The sequence below is a fragment of the Paraburkholderia pallida genome, from assembly GCF_004524855.1.
In the GTDB taxonomy this organism is placed as follows: Bacteria; Pseudomonadota; Gammaproteobacteria; order Burkholderiales; family Burkholderiaceae; genus Paraburkholderia; species Paraburkholderia oxyphila.
Window position 1 is genome coordinate 453,045 of the sequence record NZ_CP038149.1, and the last position, 16,797, is coordinate 469,841.

General features: G+C 64.8%; 12 protein-coding genes. 9 read left to right on the top strand and 3 right to left on the bottom strand.

The window, feature by feature from the left end; translation table 11 throughout:
* Nucleotides 1-21: 21 nt before the first annotated feature.
* The 8 genes from E1956_RS17305 to E1956_RS17340 all read left to right on the top strand — a co-directional run bounded on the left by E1956_RS17305 (nt 22) and on the right by E1956_RS17340 (nt 10,223).
* Nucleotides 22-471 (top strand): arsenate reductase/protein-tyrosine-phosphatase family protein, encoded by a 450-nt coding sequence (locus E1956_RS17305; protein ID WP_134751327.1) that lies wholly within the window; start codon nt 22-24, stop codon nt 469-471.
* Nucleotides 468-1,643: a polysaccharide biosynthesis/export family protein gene (locus tag E1956_RS17310; protein WP_134751329.1), complete on the top strand. Its 1,176-nt coding sequence runs from the start codon at nt 468-470 to the stop codon at nt 1,641-1,643. The genes E1956_RS17305 and E1956_RS17310 overlap by 4 nt, the downstream gene beginning before the upstream one ends.
* 48 nt (nt 1,644-1,691) lie before the next feature.
* Nucleotides 1,692-3,926 carry a polysaccharide biosynthesis tyrosine autokinase gene (locus tag E1956_RS17315; protein ID WP_197732906.1) on the top strand — a complete coding sequence of 745 codons (2,235 nt, stop codon included), beginning with the start codon at nt 1,692-1,694 and terminating at the stop codon, nt 3,924-3,926.
* Between the two features lie 55 nt (nt 3,927-3,981).
* Nucleotides 3,982-4,908 (top strand): glycosyltransferase family 2 protein, encoded by a 927-nt coding sequence (locus E1956_RS17320; protein WP_134751331.1) that lies wholly within the window; start codon nt 3,982-3,984, stop codon nt 4,906-4,908.
* 118 nt (nt 4,909-5,026) lie between these two features.
* Complete coding sequence (locus E1956_RS17325) at nt 5,027-6,196, top strand: glycosyltransferase (protein WP_134751333.1); 1,170 nt, start codon at nt 5,027-5,029, stop codon at nt 6,194-6,196.
* A 2-nt stretch (nt 6,197-6,198) separates the two neighbouring features.
* Nucleotides 6,199-7,737, top strand: coding sequence for a glucose-6-phosphate isomerase (locus tag E1956_RS17330; RefSeq protein WP_232071686.1), 1,539 nt, complete (start codon nt 6,199-6,201; stop codon nt 7,735-7,737).
* Nucleotides 7,734-8,978: a glycosyltransferase family 4 protein gene (locus E1956_RS17335; protein WP_134751335.1), complete on the top strand. Its 1,245-nt coding sequence runs from the start codon at nt 7,734-7,736 to the stop codon at nt 8,976-8,978. Before E1956_RS17330 ends, E1956_RS17335 begins: the two co-directional genes overlap by 4 nt.
* 75 nt (nt 8,979-9,053) lie before the next feature.
* Entirely contained in the window at nt 9,054-10,223 is a 1,170-nt protein-coding gene (locus tag E1956_RS17340; RefSeq protein ID WP_134754530.1) for a glycosyltransferase family 4 protein, read from the top strand.
* 765 nt (nt 10,224-10,988) lie between these two features.
* On the opposite strand, the gene E1956_RS17345 is transcribed toward E1956_RS17340, so the two are convergent.
* Genes E1956_RS17345 through E1956_RS17355 form a run of 3 tightly spaced genes read right to left on the bottom strand, consistent with a single transcriptional unit; the run spans nt 10,989 to nt 14,120 of the window.
* On the bottom strand, nt 10,989-11,945 hold the full coding sequence (locus E1956_RS17345) for an NAD-dependent epimerase/dehydratase family protein (protein ID WP_134751336.1): 957 nt from the start codon (nt 11,943-11,945) through the stop codon (nt 10,989-10,991).
* Nucleotides 11,932-12,975, bottom strand: a complete 1,044-nt coding sequence (gmd, locus tag E1956_RS17350) for a GDP-mannose 4,6-dehydratase (RefSeq protein WP_134751338.1) — start codon at nt 12,973-12,975, stop codon at nt 11,932-11,934. The genes E1956_RS17345 and gmd overlap by 14 nt, the downstream gene beginning before the upstream one ends.
* Complete coding sequence (locus E1956_RS17355; protein ID WP_134751340.1) at nt 12,972-14,120, bottom strand: acyltransferase family protein; 1,149 nt, start codon at nt 14,118-14,120, stop codon at nt 12,972-12,974. The genes gmd and E1956_RS17355 overlap by 4 nt, the downstream gene beginning before the upstream one ends.
* A 384-nt stretch (nt 14,121-14,504) precedes the next feature.
* Here E1956_RS17355 and E1956_RS17360 point away from each other — a divergent pair, with 384 nt between their 5' ends.
* Nucleotides 14,505-16,709 (top strand): NHL repeat-containing protein, encoded by a 2,205-nt coding sequence (locus tag E1956_RS17360; RefSeq protein ID WP_134751342.1) that lies wholly within the window; start codon nt 14,505-14,507, stop codon nt 16,707-16,709.
* Nucleotides 16,710-16,797 lie beyond the last annotated feature (88 nt).

A 16,797-nucleotide genomic window follows, 5' to 3' on the forward strand; every position in this document is an offset into this window, starting at 1 on the left:
ACCCTGAGGAGCCACTGGGCCATGTTCAAGGACGTATTGATCGTCTGCCATGCAAATGTCTGCCGCTCGCCCGCGGCGGCACAGCTGTTTCGCACGCGCTTTCGCGAGCAGGCGGGGGAGCGTGCAGGCACGTTTCACTCGGCGGGTTTGCGCGCGCTGGAAGGCGAGGACATGGACCCGGTGATGCAACGCCTGCTCACCGAGCGCGGCGTGGCGGTCGGCGAGCATCGCTCGCGCCGCCTCACGCGCCGCCTGGTGCGCAAAGCGGACCTCGTGCTCGTGACGGAGCGCCACCAGGTGCTCGCCGTCGAGCGTATCGAACCGAGCGCGTACGGCAAGGTGTACGCGCTCGGTAATTGGGAAAATTCGGATGTCGCCGATCCGCATGGCCTCGACGAGGCCGCGTATCGCGAGAGTCTGGAGTTGATGGATCGACTGGTTAAGGGATGGCTGAGCCGAATATGCCAATGAGAAAACTCAATCTGATGACTGCGCTGGCGTTGAGCGCCTTCGTAGCCGCGTGCTCCACGGCGCCCGGCAACTATCTCGACACGTCGAGCCTCAAAGAGCAGAAGAGCAACGAGCCGCAGAAGCAGTACGACGTGCATCTGATCACTCCGCAACTCGTCATGCAGCAGGCGCAGGCCGCCGCGGCCGCCCAGAACAACGAGGTGCCGCCGGGCAAGTACGCGAATAGCTCGGATTACACGTACCACATCGCGCCCCAGGACATTCTGGGCGTGACCGTGTACGACCACCCCGAGCTCTCGACGCCGCAAGGCTCGACCTTCTCGTCGGGCGGCAACACCACGCAGACCGTGGGGCAGGCGCTCACGCAGCCGTACACCAACGCGCTGCCGGGCGAGGCCGACCCATACGGGCAGACCGTGGCGAAGGACGGCACGATCTACTTCCCGTTCGTGGGCCGCGTGCAGGCCGCGGGCAAGACGCCTGGCCAGTTACGCGACCAGCTGGCTTCCGGTCTCGGGCCGTACATCAAGAACCCGCAGGTGGACGTGCGCGTGCTCTCCTACCGCAGCCAGAAAGTCCAGGTCACCGGCGACGTGAAGACGCCGGGGCCGCTCTCGATGAGCGATGTGCCGCTGACGGTCGTGGACGCCATCACGCGCTCGGGCGGCTACACCGACAACGCCGACATCAACCGCGTACACCTCACGCGCAACGGCAAGCTCTACATCATTGACGCCAACGCGATTCTCCAGGGCCACGACCAGATCCAGAACGTGGTCCTGCAGGACGGCGACATCATCAATGTGCCGGATCATTCGGACAGCCGGGTATTCATCATGGGCGAGGTGAAGACGCCGATCCAGACCAACCTGATTCGCGGCAAGCTCACCATTGCCGACGCGCTCACCACGGCCGGCGGCATTCTCGATACCGACGCGAACCCGCGCCAGATTTTCGTGATGCGCGGCATGAAGGACAACCCCACCCAGCCGGAGATCTACCGACTCGATATGACCAAGCCCGACGCGATCATGCTGTCGTCGCAATTCCAGTTGAAGCCGATGGATGTTGTGTACGTTGGCACTGCCGCTTCGGCCACCTTCAACCGTATGTTGCAAGAGATCTTGCCTTCCGTCGAGACAGCCTTCTACCTGAAGCAGCTCACGCGCTAAAAGCGTGCGGGCATTCTCTTCTCGCAACATGAATTAAAACGGGATCGAATCGTGAGTATCCAACAAGCCATCAGTCAGCCGGCCCCGGCGGCCCGCACAGAGGAAGAGGACGTCGTCCTCGGCCAGTTGCTGCGCGTCATCTTCGACGACATCGGCTGGCTCATCGCGATCGCGGCAGTCGTGGTCGGCGCAGCGGTGTTCTATTGTTTCGTGGCCAAGCCGGTTTATACGGCCGACACGCAGGTCCGCGTCGAGCAGCAGGACTACACGTCCCAGGCGCTCACGCAGACGCAGTCCGGCGCGAACGTCGCGAGCGGCCAGCAGGGCAGCCTGCCGACCGACGCCGAAATCCAGATGATCCAGAGCCGCAGCGTGCTCGAGCCGGTCGTCAAGCAGTTCAAGCTGAACTTCACGGCCGCGCCGGTCACGCTGCCCGTCATCGGCAGCTTGGCCGCGCGTCTCGCGACGCCGGGCACGCCTGCGCATCCGTGGTTCGGCTTGAAGGACTATGCGTGGGGCGGTGAAGTCCTCAACATCGACTCGATCCAGGTGGCGCCCGAGCTCGAAGGCAAGAAGCTCACGCTCACCGCACTCGACGACAACCGCTACGTGATCTCCGGGCCCGACGGCGGCCGCCTGCTCGAAGGCACGGTGGGCACGCGCGAGCAGGGCGGCGGCATCACGCTGCTCGTGAACGAGCTCAAGGCGCGTCCGGGCGAGCGCTTCAAGGTCATGCGCCTGAACGACCTCGATGCGGTCTCGGCGTTCCAGAGCGCCGTCAAGGTGCAGGAACAGGGCAAGCAGACGGGCGTGATCGACATCTCGCTCGAAGGCACCGACCCGCAAGCCGCGGCCGATATCGCCAACGCTGTTGCGCAGTCGTATCTGCGCGAGCACGTGGAAACCAAGCAAGCCGACGCGAGCAAGATGCTCGACTTCCTGCGCAGCGAGCAGCCGCGCCTGAAGGCCGACCTCGAGAACGCCGAAGCCGCGCTCACCGCCTATCAGAGCAAGTCCGGCTCGATCAACGCGAGCGACGAAGCCAAGATCTATCTGGACGGCAGCGTGCAGTACGAACAGCAGATCTCGGCGCTGCAGCTGCAGATCGCTTCGCTGCAGCAGCGCTTCGGCGACCAGCACCCGGTGCTGATCGCGGCGCGCCAGCAGCTCGCGCAACTGCAAGGTGAGCGCGCGAAGTACGACACGAAGTTCCGCGATTTGCCGGCCACCGAAGTGAAGGCCGTGCAGCTGCAGCGTGACGCGAAGGTGGCGGAAGACATCTACGTGCTGCTGCTCAACCGTATCCAGGAGCTTTCGGTCCAGCGCGTGGGCACGGGCGGCAACGTCCATATCGTCGACCCGGCGATGCGCCCGGGTGCGCCTTCTAAGCCGAAGAAGCTGCTCATCATCTCGGCGGCCGCGATGCTCGGCCTGATTCTCGGCACTGGCTTCGTGCTGATGCGCCGGAACATGTTCAAGGGCATCGTCGATCCGGACCAGATCGAGCGCACCTTCGATCTGCCCGTATACGGTCTCGTGCCGCTTTCGGCGGAGCAGAGCGTGCTCGAAAAGCGCGCTCCCGTACGCGGCGGCAACCGCCTGCGCGAAGTGCTCGCGAACGCGGCGCCCAAGGACCTCACGATCGAGAGCCTGCGTTCGCTGCGCACCTCGCTGCAGTTCAGCATCATGGATGCACGCAATCACGTAGTCGTCCTGACCGGCTCGGTGCCGGGCGTGGGCAAGAGCTTCCTTACGGCGAACCTGGCCGTGCTGCTCGCCCACTCGGGCAAGCGCGTGCTGATGATCGACGGCGACATGCGCCGTGGCGCGCTCGAGCGCTACCTCGGCGGCCCGCAGGCGAATGGTTTTTCCGAACTGCTGTCCGGCCAGATCTCGCTGGACGAGGCGATTCGCGCGACCGAAGTGGACAACCTGCACTTCATCTCGTGCGGCCGCCGTCCGCCGAATCCGTCCGAGCTCCTGATGTCGCCGCGCCTGAACCAGTATCTCGAAGGGCTTTCGAAGCGCTACGACATCCTGCTCGTGGACACGCCGCCGGTGCTGGCCGTGACCGATGCCGCCATCCTCAGCGGCCATGCGGGATCGACGTTCCTCGTGCTGCGCTCGGGCATCCATACGGATGCGGAGATCGCCGATACGCTCAAGCGTCTGCGCACCGCGGGCGTGCACGTGACGGGCGGGATCTTCAATGGCGTGCCGGCGCGCGCGCACGGCAAATACGCGTACGGCTATAGCTCCGTGCAGGAATACCTGAGCGCCTGATGCGCAGGGTAACCGCACTATGTCAGCCAAAGTCGAAAAACCGGAGAAAAGCGCGATGAAAGTGACCGTGCTCGTGCCGACGTATCGGCGTCCTGACGATCTGGCGCGCTGCCTCTCGGCGCTGCTGCGCCAGGAGCGCACGCCGGATCAGATCGTCGTGGTGGCGCGCGCCGACGACGCAGCCACGCATGCCTGTCTCGCGGAGCACGTGACGCCTCGCGTGCTCAACGTGGAGGTGGCGACCGTGGAAGAGCCGGGGCAGGTGGCCGCGCTCAACCGCGGCCTCGAGGCCGCGACGGGCGACGTGATCGCCATCACCGACGACGATGCCGCGCCGCATGCCGACTGGGTCGCGCGCATCGCCGCGCACTTCGAGTCCGACGACAAGCTCGGCGCGCTCGGCGGCCGCGACTGGGTCCACGAAGAAGGTCGCGTGCTCGACGGTGAGCGCACGCTCGTGGGGCGTGTGCAGCGCTCGGGCCGCATCGTCGGCAATCACCACCTGGGCGTGGGCGAAGCGCGCGAGGTCGACCTGCTCAAGGGCGCGAACATGAGCTACCGGCGCGCCGCGATCGGCGAGCTGCGCTTCGACCGGCGCCTGCGCGGCACGGGTGCGCAGACGCACAACGACATGGCGTTCAGCATGAGCGTGAAGCACGCGGGCTGGAAGCTCGTGTACGACCCGCGCGTGGCCGTCGACCATTTCCCCGCGGCGCGTCCCGGCGAGGATCCGCGCAATGCGCAGACGCTCGCCTCGATCCGCAATGCCGCCTACAACTTCCACCTGATCCTGCGCGGTCATCTTTCGCCGCTGCATCGCGAAATGGCCTGGTGGTGGTGGGCACTCATCGGCACCCGCGTCTACCCGGGCCTGGTGCACACGGGCCTGAGCGCAGTGCGCGCGGGCTCGCCTTCCGTCGCGTTCGCGCGCTGGCGCGCGGTGCGCGGCGGCGCGCGCGAGGCGCGCCGCGCAATCGCCTGAGCTGCGAGCGCCTCGCGCGTTGCGAGGCAGCTCCAGCCGGATCAGGCCATACCAGGCCGGCTCAATTCGCGCCGGCGCCTCACGCGCATTTTGCAATCGATTCAACGGAGGACCTTGAATGAGCGGTACGCAAGTCCACGTCCACCTCTTCTATGGTGCCGACCCGCGCCGTTACCGCAAGGGTGAGAACATCGGCTCCCTGTACGGTTACCATCACGCGGAGTCGGCGGAGTTCGCGCTCAACTACGCGCAGGACACGAGCGAAAGCACGCCGGTGCGCTTCGCGCGCCGCGCGCTGAAGGCCGCGCTTGGCTTCGATTTCATTCACGCGTGGCGCAACCGCCGCGCGATTCTCGATTCGGACGTGATCTGGACGCACACGGAGCAGGAGCACCTGGCCGTGGCGTTAGTTCTGCTCATGAATGCGAAGAAGGGCGGCGCGCGCCCGCTGCTGCTCGCGCAAAGCGTGTGGCTGCTCGACCGCTGGCCCGGCTACGGCGCGCTGCGCCGCGCGTTCTACCGCCGTTTGCTCGCGCGCGCCGACTTGCTGACCACGCTCGCGAGCGAGAATGCGGCCCTGTGCGGCGACTTTTTCGGCCGCCAGGCGCGCCACGTGCTCTACGGCCTGAACACCCACGATTTCCCGCTGTGTCCGCCGTCGCACTGGAAGCCGAACACGCCCGTGCGCGTGGCCGGCATCGGCAACGACCGCGACCGCGACTGGACCACGCTCGTGGGCGCGCTCGGCAACGACGCGCGCTATCAGGTGCGCATCGCCACGCGCCGGCGCATGCCGGCATCGGCGTGCGCGTCGAACGTGGAGATCGTGCGCGTGTCGGGTATCCAGCAGCAGCATGCGCTTTATGAATGGGCCGATATCATCGTCGTGCCGCTGCGCCCCAATACGCACGCGTCCGGTATCACCGTGATGCTCGAAGCGGCGGCGCTCGGCAAGCCTATGATCGTGACGAAGGTGGGCGCGCTCGAAGACTACTTCGACGAAAAGGCCGCGTACTATGTCGAGCCGTTCAATACGCAGCAGTTGCGCGACGCCGTGAATGCGCTCGTCGACGACCCCGCGCGCGCGCTCGCCCAGGCGCGCGAGGCCTGCGAGCAACTGACCACGCGCGATCTCACGACCGAGAACTTCGCGCGCCAGCACGCGCAGCTCACGCGCGAGATGATGCGCGAGCGCGATCCGCGCGTGGCGCAGCCTGCCAGTGCGGGCGTGGCGGCAGGCGTGCGGGCTTCGGGGCAGACTTCAAGCCAAGCACCCGGCGGGATGTGATCATGCGAATTCCATCCACTATTCCGGCTTCGCCACCGCCGCCGCCGCGGCCTTCCCGGCCCATCAACGTGCGCGCCGCGCCCGCGGGCGCGCCTGCGCCGGCGGCGGCGAGGCGCAAGGGCCTGCGCAGCGTGCTCGGCCGCGATACGCTGCCGGTGATCGCGCTGTGGACCTTCACGACGTTGCTGATCATTGCGCATCAGGGCACGGTGCTCACGCTCGCGTTTCCCGCGCTTGCCATCGCCGTGGGCTTTTGGCTCTACTTCGTGAATCCGGTCCGCTATATCGGCTTCATGTGGTGGCTGTGGTTCCTGAGCCCCGAAGTGCGCCGTCTCGCCGACTTCGGCAAGGGCGGCTTCACGCCCACGAGCCTGATTCAGGTTGCGCCGCTCGCGGTCACGATGATCAGCGGGCTTTCGCTGCTGCGCTATTACCCGATGCTCGCGCAGCGCCGCGGGCTGCCAATCCTGCTCGCGCTCTTCGGCATTGGCTATGGCTTCGTCGTGGGCGTGGTGGCGAGCGGTCCCGCCGCGGCCGTCTACGACCTTGCGAACTGGATCTATCCGTTCCTGATCGGCTTTCACATCATGGTGCTCACGCGTCAGTATCCCGAGTGCCGCGACACCATCGTGAACACCTTCATCTACGGCATGCTCGTGATGGGCGCCTACGGTCTCGTGCAGTTCTTCATCATGCCGCCGTGGGATGCCATGTGGATGATCGGCTCCGACATGAATTCGCAGGGCGACCCGGTGCCGCTCGGCGTGCGTGTGTTCAGCACGATGAACTCCTCGGGCCCGTTCGCGTTCGCGATGATGGGCGCGATGGTGCTGGTGATGGCCGCGAAGCACCGCGTGCGCTGGATCGCGGCGGCGTTCGGCTTCTTCTCGTTCGCACTCTCGCTGGTGCGCTCGACCTGGGGCGGCTGGGCGATCGCCATGGTGATCCAGCTGATGAAGTCGAGCAACAAGGTGCGCATTCGCATCATCGTGAGCGCGCTTGTGCTCGCGGGCGTGTGCGTGCCGCTGCTCACCTTCGGCCCGGTGGCCGACCGCATGCAGCAGCGCCTGAATACGCTCGTGAACCTGAAAGACGACCAGAGCTACGAGGCGCGTAACCAGTTTTATGCCGACTTCGCGAAGAAGGCCTTCACCGACGTGACGGGCGAGGGCCTGGGCGCCACCGGCGCATCGACGAAGCTTTCGAACAACAACGGCCAGCTCGGCCAATACGGCAGCTTCGACAGCGGCGTGATGAACATTCCGTTCGTGCTCGGCTGGCCCGGCACGCTGATGTACATGTCCGGCGTGCTGTGGCTCATCGCGCGCGCGGTGCGCATCTCGCTCGCCATGCCCGACGACCGCTACGTGTGCGCGTGCCTGAGCCTCACGGTGTCGATCTTCGCGATGCTCGTGTTCACCAACTCGCTGGTTGGCACGGGCGGTCTGCTGCTGTTTTCGAGTGTGTTTTCCATTCTCAGCGCGGGACACTGGAGCAAGCAGACTCGCCTCCAGGCCCGGAACAGGGGGGTTTCCGATTGAGAGTCGCAATCGTCACGCACGTGGTGCGCCACAACGACGGCCAGGGGCGCGTCAATCATGAAATCGCGCGCGCGGCGCTCGAAGAAGGATTCGAGGTCACGCTGGTGGCCTCGCATGTCGCGCCGGAGCTGCTTGCGCATCCGAAAGTGAAGTGGGTGCCGGTGCAGCCTTCGCGCTTGTGGCCGACTAACCTGCTGCGCCAGCAGGTGTTCGCGCTCAAGAGCGCGCTGTGGCTGCGCCGCCATAAGCGCGAATACGACGTGCTGCATGTGAACGGGTTCATCACGTGGGCCCATGCTGATGTCAACACCGCGCACTTCGTGCACGGCGGCTGGGGGCGCAGCAAGTACTACCCGTTCGGGCTCACGGGTGGCGTATGGTCGGCGTACCAGTACATCTATACGCGCGCGAACGCGGTGCTCGAGCGCTGGGCCTACCGGCGCTCGCGCGTGATCGCGGCCGTTTCGCGCAAGGTGGCCGACGAGATCGTCGCATCGGGCGGCAACCCCGTTGAACGGCTCGACGTGATCTACAACGGCGTGGACACGCGCGCGTTCGCCTCGGCCAGTGCCGATCGCGCGAAGTTCGAACTGCCCGGCGACAAATTCCTGCTGTTTTTCGTGGGCGATCTGCGCACGCCGCGCAAGAACCTGGGCACGGTCCTGCATGCGCTCAAGCAATTGCCCGAGCGTGTGCATCTGGCGGTGGCGGGCTATCTGCCCGGCAGCCCGTACCCGGAAATGGCGCGGGAGCTGGGCATTGCCTCGCGCGTGCACTTTCTCGGCCTCGTGCGCGAGATGCCGATTCTGATGCGCAGCGTGGACGCCTACGTTTTTCCTTCGCGCTACGAAGCAATGAGCCTATCGCTGCTGGAGGCGCTTGCCGCGGGCCTGCCCGTGGTGACGGCGCAGACGGCGGGCGGGGCGGAGGTCATCACGCCCGATTGCGGGATTGTGCTGGACGACCCGGACGACGTGCCGGCGCTCGCCGGAGCGATCCTGCAACTCGCCGACGATACGCCGCGCCGCCTCGCGATGGGCGAGGCCGCCGCGCAACTGGCCGGAGAATTCGGCTGGGCGCGCATGGCCGCGCAATATATCGCGCTGTATCGCCACCTGGCTGGCGACGCGGGCGCAACCGTGCGCAGCGAATCGCGGGACGAACCGCGCAGAACGGAACACAACTTCGCGGCGCAGCCGCTGCCAGGCGCTCAGACGCTGCGGCGCGCAGAGACTCCCTGAAATTCCCTGAAACTCATATCGGCCAGCAATTTGCCGTCAATTGACGGGCACATGGGCATAACAAGGATACGAGAGATGACAAAACATTCCATCCATTCGCTACAGATCGGCATGCACTGGTTTCCGGAGCGTGCGGGCGGGCTCGACCGCATGTATTACTCGCTCGTGGGGGCGCTGCCCGGCGCGGGCGTGCACGTGCGCGGTGTGGTGGCCGGCTCGCCCAAAGTGGCCGAAGACAGCGGCGGTGCGATTCAGGGCTTCGGTTCGGCGGCGCGTGCCTTGCCGTTTCGACTCATGGATGCGCGTCGCGCGTTGCGTCGAGAGATTCAGCGCCATCGTCCTGACGTGATTTCTTCGCACTTTGCGCTCTATACGTTTCCTGGGCTCGATGTCACGCGGGGCATTCCGCAGGTGTCGCATTTTCAGGGGCCCTGGGCCGATGAGAGCTTTGTCGAAGGGGCGGCTACGTTGAGCCAGCGGATCAAGCATTCGCTCGAGCAGTCGGTGTATGAACGCTCGTCGAGGCTCATCGTTTTGTCGAAGGCTTTTGGCGATATTCTTACGAAGCGTTATTCGATTTCGCCCGAGCGTGTGCGTATCGTGCCGGGTTGCGTGGATACCGCGCATTTCGATCCGGCTTGCACGCGGGCAGAGGCGCGGCTGAGACTGCAATTGCCGCAGAATCGTCCGATTGTGTTGGCTGTGCGGCGGCTTGTGCGGCGTATGGGACTGGAAGACCTGATTGATGCGATGAAGGTGGTGAAGCAGCGTCACCCGGATGTGTTGCTGCTGATTGCCGGGCGCGGGCGGCTCGAAGCCGAGTTGAATCAGCGGATCGATGCGGCTGGGTTGACCGATAACGTCAAGCTGTTGGGGTTTGTGCCCGATGCGCATTTGCCTTCGCTTTATCGGGCTGCGACGTTGAGTGTCGTGCCTACCGTGGCGCTGGAGGGGTTTGGGCTCATTACCGTCGAGTCGCTTTCGGCAGGGACGCCGGTGCTGGTTACACCGGTGGGTGGGTTGCCTGAGGCGGTGGCCGGTCTATCGCAAGATCTCGTGTTGCCGGAGACTGGCGCTGCCGCGATTGCGGAGGGGATCGATGCGGCGTTTTCCGGGCGTATCAAGTTGCCCGACGAAGTGGCTTGCAAGACCTATGCGCGTGAGAATTTCGATAATGCTGTGATCGCTAAGCGCGTTGCTGATGTTTATGCGGAGGCTATCGCTGCCGCGAATGGCGTGCATTAAGGGGATAACTTGTTTTCGCGGCGGGCCGCAAGCGTCGCCCCTGTGCGGGGCGGCACCTACTTTTCTTTGCCGCGGCAAAGAAAAGTAGGCAAAAGAAAGCCGCTCAAACCGCCAGTGTGACGCAGTTCACCACTGCCCTTTTAATCGGAGCGGCTCCGGAGCGTCTGTCATCACTCGCCGTCACCCGGAGTGACTAAGGGCTCATCCATCCGGCGGCGCTACGCGCGCCGTGGGGCGTAACCAAAGCCAGTGGGATGCAGGCGTTTACGTAGGACTCCAGTGTATTCGATCAGCGCTCGCTCACGCATTCGCCAGCCAGCTCGCCCGTGCATTCACCAATCTGCACTCCCCCGAATTACCGATCAGCACTTCCGCGCATTTGCCAATCAGCACCCCAACGCATTTACCGGACAGCACCTTCGCGCATTTGCCGGGTGGCACCCCTAGCGCAATCGCTGGCCTGCCCGCCGGCTTTCCTTGCAGACCCTTCCGCCCGCGCGTAGCGCGTGGCGGGAAGGATGAGCCCCTTGTCACTAACGTTGAGTGTGCGAGAAGACGGATGCCCCGGAGCCGCTCCGATGGACAGGGCAGTGGGGGACGGCGTCACACTGGCGGTGTGAGCCGCTTTCTTTTGCCTACTTTTCTTTGCGGCTGCAAAGAAAAGTAGGTGCCGCCCCGCACAGGGGCAACGCCTGCGGCCCGCCGCGAATACAAGGAAACGCGAAAAGCGTGAAAAGCACGGCAACCGAGCAAGGTGCCCCAAGCTCAGCGGTCGAGTACCCGCTTTCTCGCCTCACCATACATCCAGCGAAGCGTCTCATCGATAGGCACACGAACCGATTCACCAACAATCGACCGCAACTTCGCATTCGAGCCCACAAGATGGCGCACTTCATTAGCGCGCACGAACCGCGAATCGACCTTCACCTCAATCTGATACCCAGCGATACGCGAAAGCATATCGAGCACCTCACCGAGCGTCCAGCCGGTGCCCGAGCAGACATTGACCGTCTCGCCACGCGGCGCCGCCGCGACAAGCCTGGCATAGGCATCCACCACATCGCGCACATCGGAGAAGTCACGACTCACCTCGGTGTTACCGAGCGAAATGGTCCGATCGCCCCGCGCATAGTGCTCAACGATCTTGGGCAGCAGAAAGTCGGTGCTCTGACCCACGCCCGTATAGTTGAACGGCCGCGCGATTACCAGCGGCAACTGCGCATTCCAGCGCTTCGCGACGTACTCCATCGCGAGCTTGCTCACCGCGTAGTCATTCGCCGGCTGCGGCGCCACGGCCTCGTCGATGACACCAGGCGTCGCATTGCCATACACGTTCGCACTGCTGGCAAGCAACACGGCACGCGGCACATGACGCTGATTCGCAAGCACATCGAGCAGATTGCGCGTGCCAACCACGTTGACGACATAGGTGCGAGCAACGTCACCGTTAGCAACGTTCGCAACCGCCGCGAGATGCACGACCACATCAGGCTGCACCGCCTCCACAGCATGTGCGAGCGCCTCGGGATCGAGCAGATCGGCCGCGAGCGCGGTGATGCCGCCCGGCACGCCATCGTCGCCAACGGATTCGCCGGCGCGCACGGTGCCCCAGACGCGGTAGCCGTCGGCTGCCAGCCGAGCGGCCATGTAGCGGCCCGTGAAGCCGCCCACACCCGTGATGAGCGCGCGCGGCGCGCGCCGCATATCGTCAGAACGTGTCATGTCGCTCGTTGCGTGTGAGGTCGGCCGTGACCATCATCTGGCAGAGTTGCTCGAGCGAGGTCTGCGGCTCCCAGCCGAGCTTGCTGCGCGCCTTGTCCGCGTCGCCGATCAGCAGATCGACTTCGGCCGGGCGGTAAAAGCGCGGGCTCACGCGCACCAGCGTGCGGCCCGTCGCAATGTCGACAGCGGTCTCGCGCTCGGCGCGGCCCGACCATTCGAGCTGGAAGCCGGCCGCCGCGAAGGCCATCGTCACGAAGTCGCGCACGGTTTCGGTGCGGCCCGTCGCGAGCACGTAGGTGTCCGGATCGTCGGCCTGCAGCATGCGCCACATGCCTTCCACGTATTCGGAGGCGTAGCCCCAGTCGCGCTTGGCGTCCATGTTGCCGAGCTCGAGCACGCTCTGCTTGCCGAGCTTGATCTTGGCGACGGCGTCGGTGATCTTGCGCGTGACGAACTCGCGGCCGCGCAGCGGCGACTCGTGATTGAAGAGAATGCCGCTGGTCGCGAAGATGTCGTAAGACTCGCGGTAGTTGACCGTGGACCAGTGCGCGAACAGCTTGGCAATGCCGTACGGGCTGCGCGGGTAGAAGGGCGTGTCCTCGCGCTGCGGCACCGCCTGCACCTTGCCGAACATTTCGGAGGTCGATGCCTGGTAGTAGCGCGTGCGAGGGTTGACGACGCGAATGCCCTCGAGCAGATTCAGCGCGCCAATGCCGGTCACTTCGGCCGTGGTCACCGGCTGATCGAAGGACACGCCCACGAAGCTTTGCGCGGCGAGGTTGTAGACCTCGCCTGCCTGCGAGCGTTCGAGCAGGCGCAGCGTCGAGCCCGCGTCGGTGAGATCGTGCTCGACGAGCTCGAGCGAGGGATGATCCGTGACGCCGAGTTCGTTCATGCGCCAGAAGTTGACCGAGCTGGTGCGCCGGTAGGTGCCGACCACCTGATAGCCCTTGTCGAGCAGCAGCTTGGTCAGATACGCGCCGTCCTGGCCGGATACGCCGGTGATGATCGCTTTGCGTCGTTCGTTCATGTGTCAGTACCTTTGAAGTAGCGAACGTGGATTCGGAACCTGTTTATCGGGTTTGAGATGCAGGACTGCGAGGTGGTGGCGCTCACGCGCGCGCGCGCGGTGGCTTCCGCGGACTGGTGCCGGCGGTTCGGCCCGCGCGTGAGGCGCTTTTCAATGAGGAACCAGCTTGCGCTCGCATAGACGAGCGTGATGGAGAGCGCGATGGCGGCGCTCACCGGGCGGCTGAAGTGGAGCGGCCACACCGCGTAGAGAATCGTGAGGTGAATCAGGTAGATCGTGTAGCTGATGGTGCCGATGTAGACCAGCACCGGGTTGCAAAGCAGGCGTTTGATGAAGCCCTTCGATTGCAGCGCGATCACGACGATCGACGTGCAGAACACAAGCGAGACGCTGTAGAGCAGGGCGTTCGAGAGCGGCGTGTTGGCGGCGCGAAAACGCGGGTAATGCAGGTGCAGCCACGCGAGCACGGCGAGCATGGCGAAGAAGAGAATCGCGGCGGGCACTTTGAACGGCTCGAGCGCGTTGCGGTCGCGCCGCACGAGCACGGCAAGCAGCGCGCCGGAGGCGAGCAGGTCCATGCGGAACGGCGTGAGGTAGTAAATGGGCCAGAACGAATCGAACCACGGCGTCGCGACGGCACGCAGCACGGGCACGATGAAAACGAGCGCCGCGGCCACGACGGCGAGCGCGCGTTCGGGCAGCAGCAGCACCACGAAGGGCCAGAAGATATAGAACTGCTCTTCGACGGCGAGCGACCAGAGGATGTTCAGGCTGTCATGACCGCTCTGGTTCAGCGCATCGCCAATATTGGTCGCAAAGAACGCGTACCACGGCCAGTAGTGCGCCCAGCCGAAGCCGAACAGCAGCGACGAGACGATCATCAGCAGGATGTACGGCGGCAGGATGCGGCGCACGCGGCGCGCGTAGAAGTAGCTGAAATACGATTGCCCGCGCGCCTTGCGCTCGAGCAGGATGCCGGTGATCAGAAAGCCGCTCAGCACGAAGAACAGGTCGACACCCATCCACAACGGCGCTTTCAGCGCGTGCTGCGCGAACACGGCGAGCACGGCGAAGGCGCGCAGGCCGTCGAGCTGGACGATGCGGTGGGAATGTTGCGGCGGGCTGGCGAGGCTGTTTACGGTCATCGGCTATCCGGTTGTTTCATGCATGCACAGGCCGGTTCATTCTAGAAAGAATTAAATGGTCAAAAAGCCGAAATATATTGGTGGGTGATTTTGAAAATGAAAGCGATTTGATTAGCCGGAATATAGGCGTCAGTATCGTGGCGATTTCGTTGCAGTTTCGTTTCGGAAATCGGGACAAGTCCGCGCCGTGGCCGCTGCGCGGGTCTTCGCGCGGCACGCGGCGATTTATTTCGCATGTGTGCCGGCAGGCGTGATGAATACTGAATTTTTTTGAATTATTTTCGCTTTTTGTGCTGCGATTTTCTTCGTGAATCTACGGCATGATCCAGACGGATTCAACCGACCGGAGGAATTGCTTTGCCGTTTCCGATTCCCGACCGCCGTATGCGCAGGACGCTGGCGCTCGCTGCACTCAGTGCGTTCGTCTGCACCTCTTCGGTTCAGACCCTCGCCGCGCCGCAACTCAATGTAACGACATCGTGGATCGGCAACACGTATGGCAACGGCCAGGGTACGTGGACTCAGATCAACATCACCGCCATCGCCGTGACGCCCGATGGCAAGGTCTACACCGACGCGCCCTGGGATGAAAGCGGCGCGGAGATCAGCGCGTATCAGAACGGCAAGGTGCTCGGCTTTGCCGGCGGCACGCATGGCTGGGGCGGATACGGCGGGAATGCCGTGGCCGTGAACCATCGCTATCTGTATGCGGCCGTGGCCGTGGGCAACGAAAGGGGCCACCTGGTCGGCCCCGGCATCTGGCCGGAGAAGGGGCGCCAGTGGTACGGCGTCACGCGCAGGCCGATTGACGAGCCCAAGCGCGCCGCGGCCTTCCAGGCCGCGCCCGATCCGCTCAATCCGCACGCGCAGCTTGCGAGCGCATTTCTCAAGGTCTCCGACGTGCCGGCTGTCGCTCATCCCGACCCTGCTGTGCACGTCGCCGATGTGGGCGGTCTCGCGGCAACCGATTCGCTGCTCTATGTGAGCAACCCGATGGCGAACCGTATCGAGGTGTACGACGCGAACTCGATGCAGCGCAGGTCGCAATTCGACGTGCACGAGCCGGGCAAGATCGCGGTGGCGGGTGATGGCTCGCTGTGGGTGGTCACGGGCAGCGTGACCGATCAAACGCCGCGCATCGCGCATTATTCGGCGGATGGCAAGCCGCTCTCCAGCGCGATCGAGCTGCCCGCCGACTCGGTGCCCGTGGATGTGGCCGTCGATCCGCAGCAGCGCGTGCTGGTGGCCGACAACGGCCCACGTCAGCAGATCCTCATCTACTCGCGCGAGGGCAGTGGTTACAAGCAGAGCGGCACGCTCGGCGAGCGTGGCGGCATCTTCTCCGGCGACGCGGGCCGGCCGGGACCCGGCCGCTTCAACGGCCTGACCGGCGTGGGGACGGACGCGAAGGGCAACATCTATGTGTCGACCAACGGTATCGGCCCGCGCCAGGGCGCGATCGGTGCGGGCCTGGGCGCCACGCTCGAAAGCTATTCGCCCGACGGCAAGCGCTTGTGGAACGTGGAAGGGCTGCTGTTCGTGGACGGCGCGTGGGTGGACCCGTCGCGGCCCAATAGCGTCTACACCGGCAACAAGCGCTTCGAGCTCGATCTTTCGAAGCCGCCGGGGCAGGACTGGAAATATGTAGGATTCCTCTCCAATCGCTTCAAGTATCCGCAGGACCCGGTGTTCAACGGCGACATGTGGCCGGGCCTGCCCACTGCGCGCGAGCTGAACGGCCACACGTTCCTCTATCTCACCGACATGTATGCGGATCACCTGAAGATCTACCGCTTCGATCCGCAGCGCGACGGCGAGACCGCCATTCCCTCGGGCTTCATCGCGGGGCGTGCGCGGCCCGTGGAGCATGTCCCGAACGCGCCGCCTGGCGGCGACTGGATCTGGCGTGACTCGAACGGCAACGGCGCGTTCGACGCCGGCGAATTCGCGAAGTATCCGGGACCGGGCCACCTGGCCGGCGGGTGGGGCTGGTGGATCGACACGCGCGGCGACATCTGGCGCGCGCGCGACAACAAGGGCATCACGCGTTTCCGCTTCGGCGGCCTCGATGCGAAGGGCAATCCGATCTACGCGTACGACAAGATGGATCAGTACGCGATGCCCGCGCCCTTTACCGAGGTGCATCGCGCGATCTACGAGCCGAAGACCGACACGCTTTACGTGGCGGGCTATACCGCCGACTCGCCACACGATCCGGGCTTCGTGAAGGAAGCGGGCCGTGTGCTCGTGCGCTACGACAAGTGGTCGAGCGGCAATCCGCAGCAGCGCTATCTGCTGCAACTGCCCTGGGACCCCAAGGCGAAGCCGCCGGTCACGCCGGCGGGCGTCACCGTGGAAGGGCAGTACCTGTTCGTGGTCGAGCCCGCAGGCAACGTCCACGTGTACGACAAGGACAGCGCGAAGGAGGTCGGCACGTTCGGCCCAGGCGCGGAAGTCGGCAATACCTCGGGCTGGGTGGACGTGCCCTTCGGCATTACCGCACACCGTCAGCCCAACGGCGAATACCTGATCTTCGTTGAAGAAGACGCACGCGGGAAAGTGATGATGTACCGCTGGAAGCCGGCTTGAGAGTCCGACTGAGGGGCTCGTTGAGGGCCCAACCGAAGGGCCGACCGAGGCCCGCATTCCCAAGCCGCGCCGCACGCTACCGGAACAC